Below are 19,647 nucleotides of genomic sequence, written 5' to 3'. Positions count from 1 at the left end.
AGGAGAGGGGGCCGGGGGGTGAGGTCGCCGGGCAGACGACCAAGACCACAAACACACACGCCTCTTAAATTGGACCTCTCATATGCACCGTCAATTCTGTGGACGCACCCGCCGGGAATTCGTGTGGGATCTCGGGGCCGGATTTGGCTCCGTGGCTCTCGCCGGGATGATGGGGAACGATCTGTTCAAGGGCCGGGCGTCGGCCGATCAGAAGTTCATCAACCCGCTGGCGGTGAAGAAGCCGATGCTCCCGGCCAAGGCCAAGAGCGTCATTTTCCTGTTCATGTACGGCGGGCCAAGCCACATGGACACGTTTGATCACAAGCCGAAACTTTACCCCCTGGACGGCAAAACCATCCCCGTCAAGACGTTCGGCCGGGGCGGCCATAAGAACGAAGGCCGGGTCGTCGGGCCGAAGTGGAAATTCAAGCCGTATGGCCAGTCCGGCAAGATGGTCAGCGACTTGTTCCCGAACGTCGGCACTTGTGTCGATGACATCGGCTTCATCCACAGCATGTACGCGGAATCGCCGATCCACGGCTCCGCGATGTTGATGATGAACTCCGGCCGTATTCTCAGCGGCAGCCCGGCCCTCGGGTCGTGGGTGACTTACGGTTTGGGCAGCGAAAACGACAACTTCCCCGGTTTCGTGGTGATGCTCGACAAAACCGGCGGGCCAATCAGTGGGCCAAAAAACTGGTCGTCAGGCTATATGCCGGCTGCGTATCAGGGCACGGTGATCCGGGCCAACGAGACGCCGATTCATGACCTGGCACTGCCGCCAAATACGACCCCCGAGGCCCAGCGATTCATGTTGGACCGTCTGCGGGAAAAGAACCAAGAACACCAAGCCGCCGGCCGGATGGATAACAGCGAGTTGACGGCCCGCATCGCCAGTTATGAACTGGCGTTCAACATGCAAAAACACGCCCCGGAGGCCGTTGACTTCACCAAGGAAACCAAGGAAACCCTGGATCTTTACGGCATTGGCACGAAGCGAACCGAAGACTTCGGCCGCAAGTGTCTGTTGGCTCGGCGCCTCGTCGAGCGAGGAGTGCGGTTCATCCAAATCTATTCCGGCGGCTCGCACAACGACGCCAACTGGGATGCCCACTCGGACATGGTCGCCAACCACGGCAAACACGCCGGTGACACCGATTTGCCGATTTCCGGCTTGCTCAAAGACCTCAAGCGTCGCGGCCTGCTGGACAGCACCATCGTCGTTTGGGGTGGCGAGTTCGGCCGTCAGCCGACGGCCGAATACGCCCAAGGCACCGGCCGCGATCATAACGCTTACGGCTTCACGATGTGGATGGCCGGCGGCGGCATCAAGGGGGGCGTGAGCGTCGGCGAGACAGACGAACTCGGAGCCGCCGCCGTCAGGGACCGTTACCACGTGAAGAACCTCCACGCGACGATCCTGAACCAGATGGGCCTCGACCCGAACAAGCTAAGCTACTTCTACGGCGGTTTGGATCAGAAGTTGGTTGGTGTCGAAGGAGCGGAACCGATCAAGCAGTTGATTTGATGTTTCGGCGAGCCGGGTGGCGTCAGCCCCCGGAGACAGTCACGCTTCCAAAACTCAAGCAGTTGGCGAGTGACTGTCTCCGGGGGCTGACGCCACCCGGCTCGCCTTTTGAATTCACGATCCTTGCACAAACGGCAACGTCAGGCCGCCTTGATCCTGATACTTTCCCTTCTTGTCCGCATAGCTCGTCTTGCACACGCCTGCCGCCCGGAAGAATAACATTTGGGCGATGCCTTCCCCCGCGTAAATGCGGGCTGGCAACGGGGTCGTGTTACTAATCTCGATGGTCACCCGGCCACGCCATTCGGGCTCCAAGGGGGTTACATTCACGATGATGCCGCAACGCGCGTAAGTGCTTTTCCCCAAACAGATTGCGAGCATGTCGCGGGGCACTTCAAAGTATTCCACCGTCTCCGCGAGGGCGAAACTATTCGGCGGGATGATGCAAGAATCCCCTTCGACATCCACGAACGAGCGCGGGTCGAAGTGCTTCGGGTCCACGATGGCGCCCCAGATGTTCGTGAACACCTTAAAGCGGCGGTCCACCCGAACATCGTAGCCGTAGCTGGTTACTCCGTAGGAGATGATGCCCGGCCGGGATTGCTGCGGGGCGAACGGCTCGATCTTCACGTCCCGTTCGATCATCCAGTCCGGCAATAGTCCGCTTTCCATCTCACGCCCTCCCGCTTCGCTTCCCGCCATCTTCGATGGCTCCCGCCCGTCTGACAAGACCGATTGCCGGAATCGCCCCGTCCACCCATTCGTGCCATTCATCGCAGCCGGTTCTTTTGGCATATTCGGAGGCCGGTTTTTTCTCGCGGCGAATCATGTGATAAGATTCCCCCCATGCGCGCACCGGATTCCCCCGCCACGATGCCCCCGGTTGTTTCGGCCCGCCGACCCATCCGGGTCGGCTTTGCCATCCATGTCATGCAGGTGGCCGGGGCCGAGGTGTTGATCGAAGAGACCATTCGGCGGCTTGGCCCGGCCATCGAGCCGACCATTCTTTGTCTGGATGCCATCGGAACCATCGGGGAACGGTTGATCGCCCGCGGAGTGCCGGTCATCTGCCTGAATCGCAAGGCGGGGCGGGATTGGGGCGTTGCCCGGCGAATGGCCGCCGAGATCAAACAACGCCGCATCCAAGTGATGCACGCCCATCAATACACGCCGTTCTTTTATTCGGCTCTCGCCAAGTTGTGGTGCGGCGGGTCGTTCCGGCTCATCCAGACCGAACACGGCCGACATTATCCGGACATCGTGAACCCCAAACGCCGATTTGTGAACCGGCTGTTTCTCGACAAACTCGCGGATGAAACCAACGCCTGTTGCCACTTCAGCGCCAAGGCTCTGTGCCGAAATGATGGCTTCGTGGGGTCCAAGATCGGCGTCATCGAGAACGGCGTGGAACTCTCCCGTTACCGGCCGGATCGGGATGTCTTCGCCGCCAAGCGATTGATCGGGCTTGATCCCGCCCGGCGTCATGTCGGCTGTGTGGCCCGGTTTCACCCGGTGAAAGATCACGCGATGCTGATGCGGGCGTTCATCCAACTGGCGGCCAAACTCCCAGATGTCGATTTGGTTCTCGCCGGGGAAGGACAACTTCGTCCGAATCTGGAAAAACAGGCGGCCGATGCGGGAATCACCCACCGCGTGAAGTTTCTCGGCGTGCGATCAGATGTGCCGGATGTGCTGGCCGCCCTCGACCTCTTCGCCCTGACTTCCGTGAGCGAAGCCGCCTCGCTTACTCTCATGGAAGCGATGGCCACCGCCCGGCCGAGCGTGGTCACAAACGTCGGCGGCAACCCGGAACTGGTGCGAAACGGCCTTGATGGCCTGCTGGTCCCCCGAGGGGATTCGGCTGCCTGCGCGGAAGCGATGGGGAAGATTCTCAGCGACCCAGCCCTCGCGACCAAAATGGGCCAATCAGCCCGTCAGCGAGCAGAGACGACATTTAATCTCGATGTGACCGTGCGGGCTTATCACGACTTGTATGTGAAACTGACTCGGTGATCTGGTTATTGCAAAATCAACAGATATTTGATGTGAGATCCCAAGAGCCCCACTGCGTGAGCGGTGGGGGTGTTTTGAGAAGGTGACGGCCACCCCCACCGCTCACGCAGTGGGGCTCTTGAATTCATTTACAAATGCTGTCGCTTGATTTTGCATTATGGAATGGCATGGCTGATCTCAGCCCCCGGCGAGGCGTGGGCCATCCAAGCCGGGATGGTGTCGATCTCCTTCAACCGCATCGCGGCTTCCGCTCTGGGGACAACCGCAAACACGGTCGGCCCCCAGGAACTTTGGCCGACTCCGCGCAGACCGGCCGAGCGGAGGTTTTTCACACATTCGGCGATGGCCGGGGAGCCGTAACGCCCCCCTTGGGCCGGGGCGAAGATGTCTCCCACGCGGGCGTTGAACTCATGCAGGGCATCACCGAAGGCTTCCAGGTTGCCCGATGCGAGCGCCGGGAGCATGTTCATCAAAACCACCCGGCAGAGCGTTTCCGTCTCGGCGGGAGTCGGGGCCAGTCGGCTCAGGCGGGCGAATGCCTGACGCTCGCGGATGCCGAACCAATTCGCGGAATCTTCCGGCATGCACAAGAGAATCGCCCAATCGGCCGGGAATGTCACCCGGCAAACCAGCGGGGAAATCGCCTCGCCCGGTTGCTTGCCCCCTTCGACGATCAACCCGCCGGATGAAAAACCGTGGACACCGATGGCCGAGCGTTCACCGCGACCAACCCGCCTCGCCAGTTCAACGGCGTTCCAATCGGAATGCCCCGTCTCCACCGCGACCGCTTTCACCACCGCCAGCCCCAATTGAGTGCCGACGCCGAGGCCGATATGTTCGGTCGGAGCTTGTTCCACCCGCACGGCAAACGGCCGTTGTTCATGTTCGGGCAGCGTGTTCACGAATCGCTGGGCCAAGGCCATCGCCCGGCCTCCCACGACCCCTTCGCCTGTCCACTCATCGGCCGGTTCTACCCGCACTGCCAAACCGGGATGATCGATCATCAGGCCGACACCGCCGAAATGCCGTACCGGCAAACCCGTTTCGCCATCGAGGCCGGGCCAACAGGTGAACTCTTCCACCGGAAGACTCAGCAACCCAAAATGCAACCGATTGGGAGCCTGCACGCGGGTCATCGGCGTTCTCCCGCCGCGATGTTGTTCACGTGTTTTTCCAAGAAGGCAAACGCCTCTTCCTCGGCCGGCCCACCGGTTTTGTCCACGAGAATGCGGAGCTTGTGATACTCGGCCAACACTTCCTCGGGGGGAATAATGTGCAACCGCGTGGCGAGAATGGCCGCCTCCACGACGGCATGTTTCGCCCGGTTCAGGCCGAAGAACTCCCGCCGGGTTCCGCTGGCCACGACCTCGCATTCGATGTGCATCCGTTCCCGTGATTCATCAAGAGTGGTCACGCGAAACTCATAATATCGGCAGGCGTTTTTGATGATAAATCCCGCCACCGTGGTCGCCGGAATCGTCTCCACGGCGGGAGCCTGCCCCACGGCCGCTCGCGCCAGCAAGCTCACATCATCGGTGACATGCAACACCCCGGCCCGCCGGGCTTTCAAATTCTGGAAGGTCGTGGACGTAGGAAACGGCCGCAACACAAACCCGGACCAATCCGGCCGGACGCGCGGCCCCATCGGAGCCAGGTGCAACTGGCCCGTCTCGCTTGTGGTCGTTACCAATCCTTCCAAAATCATGCTGTGTTCGCGTTCTCGTTTTCAAGGAAGAGAAGACTAACCACAAAAGCACAAAGATCACACAAAGTTTCACAAAGAAGAAAAACCGCGTTCAAAACAGAAGACCATAAGCGAAGTAAAGCCAGAAAGAAACAAAGTGACGGAACGATCGGCGGCTGGTCCTTCCCTTTGTTGCTTTGATGTCTTTCCTTTGCCGATGTTTTGATTTTCTTTGCGAAACTTTGTGTGATCTTTGCGCCTTTGTGGTTAGTCTTCTCTTCCTTTGTTTCCGCCAAATGTTTTTTCTCTTTGCTTCCTTCGGGTTTTTCTTTGCTTTGCGTTTTCGATCTTGGGGTGTTTTCTTTGTGAAACTTTGTGTGATCTTTGCGTCTTTGTGGTTAGTCTTCTCTTCTTTCGTTTCCCGTCATTCCAATGCCCGCAGCAACCCGGCCGCTTTGTGCAGGGTTTCCTGATATTCCCGCTCCGGGGTGGAGTCGGCAACGATGCCGCCGCCCATTGGGAATTGCAGCCAGCCGCGACCGGCCGTGAACGTGCGGATCAGGATATTGGTATCCATCGCCCCATCAAAGCCGACATAACCGAGGCTGCCGCAATACGGGCCGCGGGCCGTCGGCTCCAGTTCGGCGATGATCTCCATCGCCCGCACCTTCGGCGCTCCGGTGACCGACCCGCCGGGGAACGCCCCCTTCAACAAACTCAACGGCGTGTGGCCCTCGGCCAGTTTCCCGCGCACTTCGGACACCAGATGGTGAACGTATGAATAGGTTTCCAATTCGCAGACACGCGGCACCGTCACGCTGCCGAACTGGCACGCCCGGCCCAGATCGTTCCGCAACAGATCCACAATCATCACGTTCTCGGCCCGGTCTTTCGGGGAGGCCAGCAACTCTTGCTTGATGGCCGCGTCTTCCTCCGGGGTGGTGCCTCGCGGACGGGTTCCCTTGATCGGCCGACTGAGGACGTTCCCTTCAGTAACCTGCAAAAACCGTTCCGGCGACGCGCTAACAACGGCGAAATCCCCAAGTTCCAGATACCCGGCGAACGGGGCCGGGGTGCGTTCCCGCAGACGGGCGTAGAGATCAAGCGGGTGCTCCGTCACCGGTGTCAGCAATCGTTGCGACACATTGACTTGGAAACAATCCCCGGCGTTGACGTAATCGACGGCCCTTCGGATGGCTTCGCGGAACCCGTCCGGCGAGAAGTTGCTGGTCACCCCCGGAAAATCCGGCAGCGGGAATTGCGGGGCAAGTTCTCCCGCCGGAATCGACTTCCCGGTCAAGGTGACAGGCGGTTTCGGCGAACCGGAAAGATCATCCAAGACTTGCCGAAACCGCTCGTTCGCCCGGATTTTTCGCCGGGCCGGATCGCGTTCCGGGTAACCGGTGGATATGAGCCATGACCGGCTCTGAACGTGGTCGAAGGCCACGACCCAATCATAAAGGCCGACGGCCATGTCCGGCACGGCGAATTCGTCGAAGCGGGGGCGGGGAAGCCGCTCGACGGCATGTTGCAAGCCATAACCCCACAACCCGGCCACACCACCCTGAAACGGCGGCAAACCGGGGATAGTCTCGCACGGAAATTCCCGCAGGATGGCGGCCAGTTCGGCAAAGGGATCGGCGGTCGGCGAAGCGAGGGTGTCGTGTGTTTTCCAGACCACCGGATCGGCGGACACGAAGGAATAGCGGCCGCGAGCCGGCGCGGAGCGATCCACGCTCTCCAGAACCAAGAGATGCGGCCGATGGGCCAGCCGCCGGGCGACCGCGAACGGCCCGGACGCCGGAATCTCTTGGACAACAATTCCCGGTTGCTGCATCTGTTCAGCTTATGGAGGCGGGTGGGCGGCGAGAAATGACGGCCGGTTACTTCGAGCGGGTTGATCGGACGATTTCGACATATTGTTTCGCCAGATTCGTCAGCCCGGCGAAATCCCGACCGGCGACCATCTTCGGATCGACCAATTGGCTGCCGATACCGAGGGCGCAGGCTCCGGCCTTTAGGAACTCGGAGGCTGTTTTCAGGTCCACCCCGCCGGTGGGCATCATGCGGATTTGCGGCAGCGGCCCACGCATCGCCTTGAAGAACGTCGGCCCCAAGCACTCGGCCGGGAAGACTTTGATGATGTCGGCCCCGGCTTCCCACGCGGTCAGGATTTCCGTGGGGGTGAAGCAGCCCGGCATGATCGCTTTGTCGTACCGATGACAAAGCCGGATCACGTCCAGATTGAGGGTCGGCGAGACGATAAATTCGGCTCCGGCCAGAATGGCCGCCCGGCACGTTTCGGTGTCCAGCACCGTCCCGGCGCCCAGTAGGATGGTGTCTCCCAACACCCGTTTGGCCTCTCGGATCACCTCAAGAGCGTTGGGGACAGTCAGCGTCACCTCGGCGACCGTCACGCCGCCATCGGCCAGCGCCTTCATCACGTCGATGAGGTGGGTGGGGTCGGGCGCCCGCACCACCGCCACGATGCCCGCCTCGTAAACCCGCGTCAATTGTTCATGTCGGTTCATGCGGGAGATTGTAGGGAAGCAAGGGTTCGGAGGCAGTCGGGACAAATGCCTCGCTGTTTCGACAAGTTTCCTAATTTTTAATAACTTTCTCACGACCGCCGGGGTAGACTGCCCCTCAGGACGGCTTCCGTCCATCACAAACGACTCACCGTTCTCTTCCCCCGGAGATATCCGATGCGCAAGGTGTTAATGGCCACCGTCCTGATGGGCGGCATCGTGGCCCTTGGTGGCGGATTGTCCGCCCAGCAGCCCGAACCCAAAAAGGGTGGCTTTGGCTTTGACCCGAAGATGATGCAAATCTTCGCCGCGCTGCGTTCCAGCCCGGCCAGCCTTCTGACGAACAAGAGCGTGCGGGAAGAAATCAAGCTCGACGAGGAGCAAATCAAGACGCTGACGGAAAAGACCAAGGAACGCATGGGGACCGACTTCAAGGACCGCATGGCCAAGACGATGGAAAAGGCCAAGGCCCTCGAAGGGGTGGCCGATGACAAGCTCGACGAGAAGATCCAAGAGGTCTTCAAGGAAGAAATCGAAACCCCGATGAAGGACGCCGAGAAGGTCCTCAAGCCGGACCAACTCAAGCGCCTCAAGCAAATCCACATCCAAAACCGTGGAATTGCCCTGTTCAACGATCATGAATACGCCGCCGTCCTGAAGATTACCTCCGAACAAAAGGCCAAGGCGAAGGAAATCCAGACGGAACTCACCAAGGACCTGCGTGAACTCGGCGGCGGTCGCCCCAACGGCGGCCGGCCGATGCAACCCTCCAAGGAAACGATGGAGAAGATCGCCAACGTCCAAAAGGAAGCCAAGGAAAAAGCCCTGGACCTCCTGACGGCCGACCAAAAGAAGACCTACAAGGACATGTCCGGCGAACCGTTTGAAGTGAAGCAAGAATTCGGCGGCGGCGGCAACCGCCCCAACCGCCCGACCCCGAAGAAGAAGGACGACTAAGCCCAAACGGGTTTGGTTGTCACTTTCTACTATCGACCAAGAGCCCCACTGCGTCAGCGGTGGGGGTGGCTTCCCGAGTGTGAGAGCCACCCCCACCGCTGACGCAGTGGGGCTCTTGGGGTTCAACAACCGCGTGAATAGGAATCAAGAAAACCTCACATCCAACCCCGGCCATCTGTTTAAGCCCGAACGGGTTCCGTCGAACGATCACACGCCAGCGGCGATCCTTGCGGGTCGCCGTTTGTCGTTGGTGGGGGAAGTCTCCGGGGGCTGACGCCCACCCGGCTCGCCTTCCCGGCCACAAATCCTGTCCGCACTTTCCGTTGATTTCGCATAACTAACCGAAGACCCTTGCAACGGCGGCGGGCGTTTGCGAAAATCGCACCCCACCGGCGGCCAGCCAGGGAGCGGGATCAGACCATGCCTGAACACAGTCAGAAAGACCGGCCCCTGAAAATCCATGTCCCCACCGGGCCGGATTCGCTTTTGCTCACGAGCGTCACCGGGCAGGAAGGCATCTCCGAACTCTTCCGCTTCCAGTTGGAACTGCTGCGCCCGCAATCGAAGGGGGCCGTTCCCTTTGACAAAATCCTCGGTCAACCGGCCATCGTCGAGGTCGAACTTCCCAACAAAGCAAAGCGTTTCTTCCACGGGATCATCAACCGGTTCACGCAGGGGAAGATTGTCCGCACCACCACCAATGCGGAAGACACGTTTATCCAATACCGGGCCGAGTTGGTTCCGCAATTGTGGCTCCTCACCAAAAAGGTGCAAAGCCGGATCTTCCAGCATGTCTCCGTGCCGGATATTCTCAGGGAGGTTTTAGCCGGGCTGAACCTCAAAGTAGATCTTCAGGGCAAGTTTCACCCCCGCGATTATTGCGTGCAATACCGCGAGAGTGATTTCGCCTTCGCCAGCCGGTTGATGGAGGAAGAGGGGATTTACTACTTCTTCAAACACACGGACAAAGGCCACGAGCTGGTGCTTTCCAACACCGCGCAGGGCCACCCGGACGTGACCATCTCCAAGACCGTCACCTTCGAGGAAATCACCGGCGGCTCCCGGCCGGAGCAGCGAATCACTCGTTGGGAAAAAGTTCAGGAATTGCGGTCCGGCAAGGTCACCCTATGGGACCACAACTTCGAGATTCCGCACAAGCATCTGGAGGCCGACCAGGCCATCGCCGGAAGCGTCAAAGTCGGAAAGGTGGAACACAAGCTGAACGTGGGTGATGTGCCGAAACTCGAACAATACGACTTCCCCGGCGGCTACGCGGGCCGCTTCGACGGCGTTGATCGCGGCGGCAGCCCGCAACCGGCCGAACTGCAAAAAATCTACGAGGACAACGCCCGCACCGTCGGCCTGCGGATGCAGGAAGAATCGGCCGGGGCCTTGGTCGTTCAGGGGGGCGGGAACTGCCCGCAATTCTCGGCCGGGCACAAGTTCGCACTTGTAAAACACTTCGACGCCGACGGTGACTACGTTCTGACCCGCGTGGAACACTCCGCGAAGATGGTGACGAACTACCGCAGCGGCGAGGGGGATGAGTTCCAATACCAAAACAACTTCGAGTGCATCCCGGCGGCGGTTCCGTACCGCCCGACCCGCAAGACGCATCGCCCGAGCGTGCGCGGGGCGCAGACGGCCGTGGTCGTCGGCCCGGCGGGAGAGGAAATCTTCACCGACAAATACGGCCGCGTGAAGGTACAATTCCACTGGGACCGCCACGGCAAGCTGGATGCCGATAGTTCCTGCTGGATTCGCGTGGCGACGATCTGGGCCGGGAAGGGTTACGGCGTCATCCACATCCCGCGAATCGGGCATGAGGTGATCGTGGACTTTCTCGAAGGCGACCCCGACCAGCCCATCATCATCGGCAGCGTCTTCAATGCGGACCACGTTCCCCCGTTGGATTTGCCGAAGGAGAAGGTGCAATCCGGCCTGCGCTCCGCGAGTTCCCCCGGCAGTAGCGGCTTCAACGGCATGGTGTCCAACGACACCAAGGGCAAGGAACACCTGACCATCCACGCCCAGTACGACGAAACGCATACCGTGGAACACGACCGAACGAACACGGTGAACAACGATGAAACGTATCACGTCGTCGGGAACCGCAGCCTGACGGTGGACAAAAAGGAGACGGTGAAGATCGTCACCGGCCGCGACACGACAATCACCAAAGGCGACAAACAAACTATCTCGGACAAGCAGACAATCATCGTCAATGGCGGCCAGGACATGACCGTCAATGATGGCCGCAAGGTGACAGTTAACGGGGCGTTGCAGGAGTTTTTCAACGACACGCAAACGACCACGGTGGCCAACAAAATCGCCATTGCCTCTTCCGGGGCCGACATCGAAATCAGCGCCTCGACCCAAATCAAACTGGTGACCGGGGCAAGTTCGATCCTGTTGAAATCCGACGGGACGATTGAAATCTCCGGCACAAACATCAACATCTCGGGAACCGCCGAGATGAAGGCCGGCGTCGGCAACCAGAACATCATCTGCAACACGTCGAAAACCGCCATCGCCGGAGCCGCCATCGCCTCCAGCGCCGTGGGCAACCACGATATCAGCGGGGCGTTGATTAAGATCAATTAGAAGAAAGCTGTGAGCCAACATCCAAGAGCCCCACTGCGTAAGCGGTGGGGGTGTTTTTTAGTGCGACGGCCACCCCCACCGCTTACGCAGTGGGGCTCTTGGATGGGGTGCTAAATCGGTCAGGACAAACAAGGTTCCCATGCAAGCTCTCCTCGACGACTTCAAAGAAAAGACCCAAGCCTTCATCGGCCAGGTCGAGGATTTCTCGCTGTTCGTGCAATGTCCGGGGGATGAGACATCGCTGGCGCTGAAGATCATCGCCGATCTGGATGTGGCCAACGAGGTTGACCGTTTTTTGGCGTTTGGCTCGCCGTTCACCGAGGCGGGGAAGTTTGTCGCCACCATGCGGCAAGAATTGGCCGAGCGCGTCAGGCTGGCGAACATTGCCCTCGCGGAAACCGGCGGGCGGTCTTATCCGCCCATTGCCGCGACGAGTTCCGCGAGCGGCGGGGCGGTGGGGCAATTCATCAAATTAATTGAAGACGCCAAAACACTGCTGGAATTTCCGTCCGGCCAGCGGCTCATCTGGACGATGACACCGATTGAGATTGCCGACCGAATCGGGTGGGAGCGGTTTCTGAAGGAGTTGTTGGATCGTCCCCGTGTCGAGTCGTGGATGAATGAAGTTCGGTTGATTATCCGCGTGGACCGTGAATTGCCGCCGGAGTTGCGGAAAGTTCCCCGGCATCGGGTGCAGCCGTTTGTGTTTGGCCCGGCCCAGGTCGATGAGGGGTTGAAACAACAATCAGCCGACCCGAATGTGCCGGAACCGCAGCGGATGCAAGCATTGCTCATGCTGCTGATGATGGATGCCGGCAACGGCAAAGCGGAGGCGGTGAAAAAGAACTCGGCCATTCTCCGGGAATATTACACCAAATCACAGCAACCCGGCTTTCTGGCGATGGCGATTGATGCCGAGGGGACGCTGGAACGGATGAAGGGGCGATTGCCGGAAGCCCAGAAGAAATACGAGGAAGCCCTGACCCCGGCGGCGGCGGCCGCCAGTCCGGTGATCCTGCGGCAAGTGATTCAACATCTCGCGGACGTGACTTGGGACACCGGGCAACTGGCCGACTCGGCCGAGTATCACCAACTGGTCGCCGATCTGGCGATGGCGATGAGCGACCCCGACGGCCGGGTTGATGCCCTTTCCAAAAAAGGGGAGGCTCTGGAAAAGCTCGCCCGGCCGGCCGAGGCGATTGCCCCGTGGGAGGAAGTGTTCACGCTCGGGCACACGATTGAAGAATTGCAGCCGCGAATCCGGCCGAGTTTGCATAACCTTCGGAGGCTTTATCAGGCGACCGGCCAACGAGACCGGGTGGCCGAAGTCGACAAGGAGTTGGCCCGATGAGTATTCTCGGAGACGCCGTTGGCGCGGTCGGTTCGGCTGCAGCCGAGAAAGCCAAACCGCTGGTCGCGGCGAAGAACGCCGTGGCCGATCTGATCAGCCCCCCCGCGCCGAAGGAAGGGGAGGCTCCGAAAACCGCCGCCCAAAAAGCGGCCGCCGCCGGTCATGATGTCGCGGCCATTGCCCAAGGGACGGGGGCATTGGCGGGCGATGTGTCCAAAGCCATCAGCATCGCACAAGACCCTCTCGGGGCGACGGCCGGGGCCATCGGCGGGGCGGCCGATGAGAAGATCGCCAACCTGACGGCCGGGATCTCGGCCGCCCTTCCCTCGTTTCCCGCCGCCACGCTGACCATGCTCGCGCTGGGGATTCCGCACGCCCACATCGCCCACCCCCCCAGCGGGCCGGCCCCGGTGCCGCCGACACCGCTGCCGCCGACGGGGCCGGTGATGCTCGGCACATGTGTGTCCGTGTTGATCGGCGGGTTGCCGGCAGCCCGTTGCGGCGACATCGGCATGAGCCCGACGTGCATGGGCATTCCCCCGACATCGCTGTACGAGATTTACACCGGTTCCTCGAAGGTGTTCATCGGCGGGGCGCGGGCGGCCCGGATGCTGGATGTCACCTACCATTGCAAGTCGAGCCCCCCCGGCGGGAAACTGGCAAAAGTGGGTTGCAAGATGGCCAAGGTGGCCAACGCCGTCGGCAAGGTGGCCAGCGTTGCCTCGAAGGTGGCCCTCGCGGCGTCGGTCATTTCGCAGGTGGCTTCCATCGAAGAATCCATCGCCAACGACGACGATGCGATGGCCGCCGCCCAGGGACTGGCCTTGGCGATGATGGCCGCGCAGATGGCCGCCGATGCCGCCGCCGCCGCGTTGAGCGCGTCGATGGGGAAGGATCTTCCCTGCGTCCCCCCCGGCACACTGGGGGCGATCCTGGCCGGGATGCCCACCGTGCTGATCGGCGGATTCCCGATGCCCAACCTCGCCAAAGTGGCCGAGGCTTTGCTGAAGAAACTCAAGGGAAACCGGACGATTCCGTGCATCCCAAAACCGGGGACGTTCCAAGTGGGCGCCCCGATCAACGTGCTGACGGGGGCAGTGTTCCACGACTTCGAGGACTTCACGATCCCCGAACCGGTCTCCTTCAAATGGACCCGGCATTACAACACGGACTGGACAAAACACGAGGGCATCCTCGGCCACGGCTGGCGGCACGGCCTGCAACACGAACTTCGCCCCACCGTGGACGGCTTGCACTACCGCGATCCCATCGGGCAGGATTATTTCTTCCCTCCGGTCACCATCGACCGACCGGCCACCGCCGGGGGCGTTCGCCTGCGGCGCGGGGAACACGGGGAGTATCTCCTCGACGCCACCACCGGCCCGGCGCTGGAGTTCAGCCCGGATGCCCAAGCCCGCTGCGTCAACGCCCGTGTGCTTCGTCATGCAGGAGGATATCGGCAACAAGTCAGCCTGAACGCCGCCGGGCAAATCGCCGGGATGGCCGACTCCGAGAACCGCAGTCTTGTGTTCGATTACGATGCCGATGGCCGTCTCCGCAAAGTCTCCCTCCGCGAACGCCCCGACGCGGCCTTTCAAGTAATGGGTGAATACTCTTATGATCGAAACGGCCAACTGACGGCCGCCACGGATGCCCTCCATCAGACGGAGCGTTACACCTACGACGCCAACCGCCGGATGAACTGGCATGTGGACCGTCGCGGCTTCTCGATCATTAACGAATACGACGCCCTCGGCCGCGGCTCCCGCGAATATTGCGAGGATGGCCGGCATGATGTGACGGTGAAATACTTCCCCCAAACCGGCGTGAACATCGTCACCTATGCGGACGGGGCGACGAGTTTCTATCACCACGACGGCAACAAACGCCCGACCAAAATCGTCCACCCGGACGGCGGGACCGAAATCATCACCCTGCGGTACGACGGCCAGATCGCCGCATGGACCGACCCGAAGGGAAACACCACCCGCTTTCTTTACAACGCCTGGGGCGGGCACACCGGCCGCGTCTCGTCGCGGGGGGATGTGTTTGCCGCCTATCCCGCAAGCGTCGCTATTCCCGATCCGCTTCAATACGAACTGCCGGCCGAACCGCTGGCGTGGGAACACGGCCGATTGCTTGATCCGGAAGAGATCGGGCGTCCCGCGCGAGGGGGATACGATTCGTGGAACATTCCCGCCGGGGTCTTCAACGCCATCCTTGCCGACCCGAACCCGCCGGCCCCGCGCGAGCCGGTGGTTGTGTATGACAAGGTTGGCCGCATGATCGCGGAAACCGACCGTGTTGGCCGCACGCAGCGCTGGACCTACGACGGGGCCAGCAACCGCACCACCCACACGGACCGCGACGGGAATATCACCGAATTCGGCATCAAGTCATGGAACTACATCGGCGAGGAGAAATCCCCCGCCGGCAGCGTGGTGAAATATGACTTCTCGCTGCGGGCCATGATCGCCAAAGTGACCGACGCCAACGGCTCCGTCGCCGAATATGAGTTCGACGGCAAGGATCGTCTCGTCGCCCTTCATCGGCACGGGCGGGTGCGGGAACGCTATCGCTACGACCAGGCCGACAACCTCATTGAAAAGACGGACGGCGCCGGCCGGACCTTGTTGAGCTTTGTCATCGGGGCCGGCAATCAGCCGCAAATCCGCAAACTTGGCGACGGCGAAGAACAGGAGTTCCAGTACGACACTCGCGGCCGGCTGGCTCTGGCGGCGACGGCGACAATGAAGTGCGTGTTTGCCACGGACATCTTCGATCAGTCGGTGCGTGATTTCCGCAACGGGGCGGGGGTTGAGAATAAATTCATCGGCGATTTGCTGGTTTCCACAACTTGTTTCGAGAAGTTCACCGTCGCCCGTGAAGTCCGGGACAACGGCGACGTTGTGATTGTCGATCCGACCGGGGCCAAACATCTTATCCGAAGCGGCGAAGGCGGGTTGATTCTCCGCGAACTGGCCGACGGCTCCAGTCTGCTTTCCCAGCATGACAGCGACGGCCGGTGTCTGCGAAAGGCGTCTTGGCGGCGCGGCGAGGGGCGTGTTCGCTGGCAGCATACCTATCGTTATTCGGCCGAGGGTGATTTGCTCTCCGATCAAACAGCCGATGGCCGCGAAACCCGATATGAGTTCGACAAAGCCCATCGGCTCGTCGCCCGCACAAACAACGGTGCTCGGCAAATCTTCGCTTATGACGCCGCCGACAACTTGATGGAACAACCCGGCCTGTCCGGCGTGACCGTCATTGAGGGGAACCGGCTGGCCACCGCGAACGGGGACCACTTCGCTTACGACGACCGCGACCATATCAAGAGCCGCGTCGGCCAGAATCGTCGTCACGAATACGCCTACGACGCCCACGACCGTCTTGTGCGCGTGATGATCGACGGCGAACCTTGGAAGGCCGAATACGATCCGCTGAGCCGGCGGGCGAGCAAGACATGGCGGGGCGAAACCACCCGCTATTTCTGGGACGGCTTCCGGTTGATGGCCGAGATTGCCGCCGACGGTTGTTTGCGGGTGTATGTGTACACGGATGAGGAATCGCTTGTTCCGTTGATGTTTGTCGATTATCCGTCCATTGAGAGCGACCCTGAAAGCGGAACACGCTTTTATGTGTTCGCCAATCAGATCGGCGCCCCCGAACGGGTGGAGGATGCCTTTGGCGATGTGGCTTGGGAGGCCAAAGTCGATCCCTACGGCACAACCACCATCGATCCGCGAAGCCGGATCGAGTTCAACCTGCGATTCCCCAACCATTACTTTGACCCGGAAACCGGCCTGCATTTCAACCGCTTCCGGTACTACTCCCCGGAACTCGGGCGGTATCTCCAATGCGACCCGATTGGCATTGAGGGGGGAATCAACCTCTATGCCTATTGCGAAGGAAACCCGCTGACCCGCGTGGACTTGGACGGTCATGCCGCCGGGGGCGGGGGCGGAGGCGGCGGGGGCGGATCGGGCGCCGGAGGAGGCGGCGGGGCGAGCCACGATCACCCCGAAAATCCGAAGAAAGATCCGAAGAAAAAGAAAGACAAACCGCCAAAACCGGACAAAGCGATGGAGGCCGCCAAGGCCGAGGCCGCGCGAGTAAAAGCGGAATGCGAGGCAAACGGCGAGAAAGTCCCTCTTTGCACCGCGGCGGTTCGTGACAAGGAAACGGGAAAAATCTATCTTGCCACCTCCGGAGAGCCCGCGCTCAAACAAAGCGAAGCCCATCCCGATTTGGGAATGCCCACCGACGCTAAGAGCAAGGAGCCTTGGGCTCCGGGGAATTGCGCGGAACCCAAGGCAATGAACGCCGCCCTAAATGACGGCGCGAAAAAGGAAAATCTTCAAGTGGCCTCAGTCAACACAAACAAAGGAACACCAAAGCAATGCTGCCGGAACTGTGAAAAAACCACTAGTGGAACCACCGTTTCACCGGCCGTGAGTAAATAACCCGAGCAATCGATCCTCGGAGGGGCCGATATGAAGTTCTCTGATTCCACAAAATTGATTTTAGCCGCCGGAGGCTGGTCTGAAACGCGCCGGAGCAACGTCCGCGAAGCGGAAAATCTGGCTAAAACCAAGGGATTTCCTGTGTTTGCCGCCTGGACGGACTTTGTCTCCCGGTTTGGTGATTTGTCGTTTGCGAACCCGGCCGCGATCCCTCCCGCCCTGGAAGAATGGCATTTCCGCGCGGCCGAGACGATCAACGACACCCCCCTGAACAATTTGAAATATTACGAGACACAACTCGGCCTTCCCGTGGCCATCATCGGGAAGGGATCGGATGATTATTTGTTGTTTTTGATCAACGAGGCAGGAGTGATTTTCGGAGCTTTTGACGAGCAGATATTTCAGATCGGAATCACGCCAGAAGATGCGATCGAGGCAATTTGTTCCGGGCGTCGGTTTGTCGCCGTGGATTCATGAATGAACTGCTCAACCAATCCGACAGGACTGACCGGTTGAGACAAAACCGAAGGGTGGAGTTCAAATTGGCCTGGCGGCCGAAGCGGGTGGTTTTGTTGGTCCAACGGACCAATTAACATAGCCCAGCCCGAAAGGGCTGGGTCAGAATGCCATCAAAAAACCTCGGTCCAACGGACCGATTATCGGCTCAAGGTCCGTCAGGGCCGCGAAGGCCGAAAGCCCGAAGATAACCGGCCCTTCAGACCGGGGTCGTTGCCGGGTGGTTAACCCAGCCCTTTCGGGCTGGGCTATGTTAATCGGTCCGTTGGACCGGAAAAACAAGGCACTTTGGTCGCTACGCCAATTTGAAATCCGCCATATTTCAAGAGACTCCGGGAAGCTGACACATCTCTCAGAACTTGAACCGCATTTCCGTCCGGTACAGTTGATTGGCGAAGTGGTCCTTGGTCACGGCGAACTGGGTGCCGAAGCCAAAGTCGCAGCTTCGGCTGATGACCCAGCGGACGCCCGGCCCGAGGTTGAAGTAATTGCCGCCGCCGGACTTGACCAAGAGGCCGGTCGTCGGATCGGTGTAGGCGCCGTCTTGGAACGAGACGCCGGTGAATTCCAGCGTGCCGATCAATTGCGACTCTTCCCACGGCCGGCACAACACATGGTTGAGGGAGACGCGATAGTCCAGCAACGCCCCGCTCACGGAGGGGTCGCCGCCGAGGGGAATCCATTCGCCGATCTGGGTTTGCAGATAAGTGTCCTCGTGCAGTTTCACGCTCATCAACAGGGCCGGTTCCAGCGAGACGTGCCCGACGCCCGCCCCGGTCTTGGGGGAGGCGCTTGGCAGGAACGTGGTGAATTGCAGGCTGATCTGCACGATTTCGGTGTCTAGCAAGAGAGACTTGGTCCCGAGTTGCACGTCCCCGAATCCGGCCCCGCTGCCGGTCGGCGTTCCGTCGTATGAGCGATACGGCGTCACCACGAACGCGGAGAACCGCTCCGTCCCGGCTTCGTTGTAGATCGACAGATCGTTGTAGTTGAGCTTGTTCGGCACCACCTTCGGCCCCTTGCCCCCGCCCCCGGCTCGCGCCCAGAAATACTCGTTGCGGTCGGGGAACATCATGCCCCGGCCGGAATCCCAGCGAACGCGGGTCATCCCCTGCGGGCGGGTGCTGTCCAGAAACAGGGCGGCGTTCGCCCCGGCCACCCAGCGCGGTTCATAGCAAGGGTCCGCACAACAGAGGGCGTTGTAAAAGCAGCAGTACAACCGGCCGCACCAAGAATCAGAGGTACATGGCTTGCACGCGCCGCCCGCCACGCAACCGCCGCCGCAACCATCATCGCCCGGCCGGGGGGGCATGAAGTCCGGCGGGAAGCTGTTGCACGAGGCACAACCCGCCTGCATCACTTCACTGTCCATCACGGCGGGAATCTTGACAGGGCCGGTTTCCCCGTTGTTGAGCGTGGTGGCAGGCAACAAGTACGGGGCCTGGCCGGATGTTTGGGCGGTCAGGCCAGACGAACCGAGCAGGGTCGCCAGAATGGCCATCCCAATCCGACGGAAGACATTTTGTTTCATCACGGGACACCTCAGAACCCACTCGGGGGCGCGTTGGGACATTCGTCTGAATCCCTCCATCGGATGGAAAGATCGCCCGACTTAACGAAATGACGGATTTTGGCGGTTGGGAGTATTCCACCACATCGGGCGAAAATGCGGCTTATAAGGAGGCAGCGGAGAATCGGGCAAACACATCCAACCGGCTCATTCCGGCAAATCCGGACAATCGATAATCTGGCGCATTTGCTCAAGATCGCGAGAACCGGAATCCGATGAAGCTCGCGGATATGTCGTATTCAGGTGTTCCGCATGATCGGCGACGTACGGGCAAAACCCGACGGACTCGCGGTGATGCGGTAATCAAGGAGGGTTCCACACATGCGAATCCGTCACGCCCGGTTTCTCCTGTTTGCCGCCGCGCTGGTGTCTTGCCCGGCTTGCATGGCTCCCGGCGCCCCCGTCGCTCCCGCCGCCGCACCGGCGGGAGTCG

At 60.6% G+C, this 19,647-nt stretch carries 14 protein-coding genes; 7 read left to right on the top strand and 7 right to left on the bottom strand.

All coding sequences use genetic code 11. The features are described from left to right. Positions 1-82 precede the first annotated feature (82 nt). Entirely contained in the window at positions 83-1,528 is a 1,446-nt protein-coding gene (locus BGIM_RS0137815) for a DUF1501 domain-containing protein (protein ID WP_020474813.1), read from the top strand. Positions 1,529-1,642: 114 nt separating this feature from the next. Here the strand turns inward: BGIM_RS0137815 and dcd are convergent, their stop codons facing one another. Further along, the gene (gene dcd / locus BGIM_RS0137810) at positions 1,643-2,200 is read right to left on the bottom strand and encodes a dCTP deaminase (RefSeq protein ID WP_020474812.1); all 558 of its coding nucleotides are present in this window, start codon (positions 2,198-2,200) and stop codon (positions 1,643-1,645) included. Position 2,201: 1 nt separating this feature from the next. Then, positions 2,202-2,357 carry a hypothetical protein gene (locus tag BGIM_RS63970; protein WP_020474811.1) on the bottom strand — a complete coding sequence of 52 codons (156 nt, stop codon included), beginning with the start codon at positions 2,355-2,357 and terminating at the stop codon, positions 2,202-2,204. 17 nt (positions 2,358-2,374) lie between these two features. Between BGIM_RS63970 and BGIM_RS0137800 the strand changes: the two genes are divergently transcribed. Next, positions 2,375-3,541, top strand: a complete 1,167-nt coding sequence (locus tag BGIM_RS0137800) for a glycosyltransferase (protein ID WP_020474810.1) — start codon at positions 2,375-2,377, stop codon at positions 3,539-3,541. Positions 3,542-3,696: 155 nt separating this feature from the next. Here the strand turns inward: BGIM_RS0137800 and BGIM_RS54570 are convergent, their stop codons facing one another. The 4 genes from BGIM_RS54570 to BGIM_RS0137780 form a co-directional block, all read right to left on the bottom strand. Further along, the gene (locus BGIM_RS54570; protein WP_020474809.1) at positions 3,697-4,677 is read right to left on the bottom strand and encodes a beta-ribofuranosylaminobenzene 5'-phosphate synthase family protein; all 981 of its coding nucleotides are present in this window, start codon (positions 4,675-4,677) and stop codon (positions 3,697-3,699) included. Beyond that, on the bottom strand, positions 4,674-5,246 hold the full coding sequence (locus BGIM_RS0137790) for a DUF447 domain-containing protein (protein ID WP_020474808.1): 573 nt from the start codon (positions 5,244-5,246) through the stop codon (positions 4,674-4,676). Before BGIM_RS0137790 ends, BGIM_RS54570 begins: the two co-directional genes overlap by 4 nt. Before the next feature lie 403 nt (positions 5,247-5,649). Continuing rightward, on the bottom strand, positions 5,650-7,062 hold the full coding sequence (gene pabB, locus BGIM_RS0137785; RefSeq protein ID WP_020474806.1) for an aminodeoxychorismate synthase component I: 1,413 nt from the start codon (positions 7,060-7,062) through the stop codon (positions 5,650-5,652). A gap of 46 nt (positions 7,063-7,108) precedes the next feature. Further along, the gene (locus BGIM_RS0137780) at positions 7,109-7,756 is read right to left on the bottom strand and encodes a bifunctional 4-hydroxy-2-oxoglutarate aldolase/2-dehydro-3-deoxy-phosphogluconate aldolase (RefSeq protein ID WP_020474805.1); all 648 of its coding nucleotides are present in this window, start codon (positions 7,754-7,756) and stop codon (positions 7,109-7,111) included. Positions 7,757-7,930: 174 nt separating this feature from the next. Here BGIM_RS0137780 and BGIM_RS0137775 point away from each other — a divergent pair, with 174 nt between their 5' ends. The 5 genes from BGIM_RS0137775 (at position 7,931) to BGIM_RS0137750 (ending at position 17,605) form a co-directional block, all read left to right on the top strand. Next, positions 7,931-8,710: a hypothetical protein gene (locus BGIM_RS0137775; protein ID WP_020474804.1), complete on the top strand. Its 780-nt coding sequence runs from the start codon at positions 7,931-7,933 to the stop codon at positions 8,708-8,710. Positions 8,711-9,130: 420 nt separating this feature from the next. After that, a complete protein-coding gene (locus BGIM_RS54565; protein WP_020474803.1) occupies positions 9,131-11,314 on the top strand; it encodes a type VI secretion system Vgr family protein in 2,184 nt (727 codons plus the stop codon). A gap of 139 nt (positions 11,315-11,453) precedes the next feature. After that, positions 11,454-12,665, top strand: coding sequence for a hypothetical protein (locus tag BGIM_RS0137760; RefSeq protein WP_020474802.1), 1,212 nt, complete (start codon positions 11,454-11,456; stop codon positions 12,663-12,665). Further along, the gene (locus BGIM_RS0137755; protein WP_020474801.1) at positions 12,662-17,128 is read left to right on the top strand and encodes an RHS repeat-associated core domain-containing protein; all 4,467 of its coding nucleotides are present in this window, start codon (positions 12,662-12,664) and stop codon (positions 17,126-17,128) included. Before BGIM_RS0137760 ends, BGIM_RS0137755 begins: the two co-directional genes overlap by 4 nt. Before the next feature lie 30 nt (positions 17,129-17,158). Continuing rightward, entirely contained in the window at positions 17,159-17,605 is a 447-nt protein-coding gene (locus BGIM_RS0137750; RefSeq protein WP_020474800.1) for an SUKH-3 domain-containing protein, read from the top strand. Between the two features lie 391 nt (positions 17,606-17,996). Here the strand turns inward: BGIM_RS0137750 and BGIM_RS0137740 are convergent, their stop codons facing one another. Next, positions 17,997-19,178 (bottom strand): transporter, encoded by a 1,182-nt coding sequence (locus BGIM_RS0137740; RefSeq protein ID WP_157369732.1) that lies wholly within the window; start codon positions 19,176-19,178, stop codon positions 17,997-17,999. Positions 19,179-19,647: the final 469 nt, after the last annotated feature.

Source organism: Zavarzinella formosa DSM 19928 (assembly GCF_000255705.1).
Classification (GTDB): domain Bacteria; phylum Planctomycetota; class Planctomycetia; order Gemmatales; family Gemmataceae; genus Zavarzinella; species Zavarzinella formosa.
This window is presented reverse-complemented; position numbering and strand designations above follow the sequence as displayed.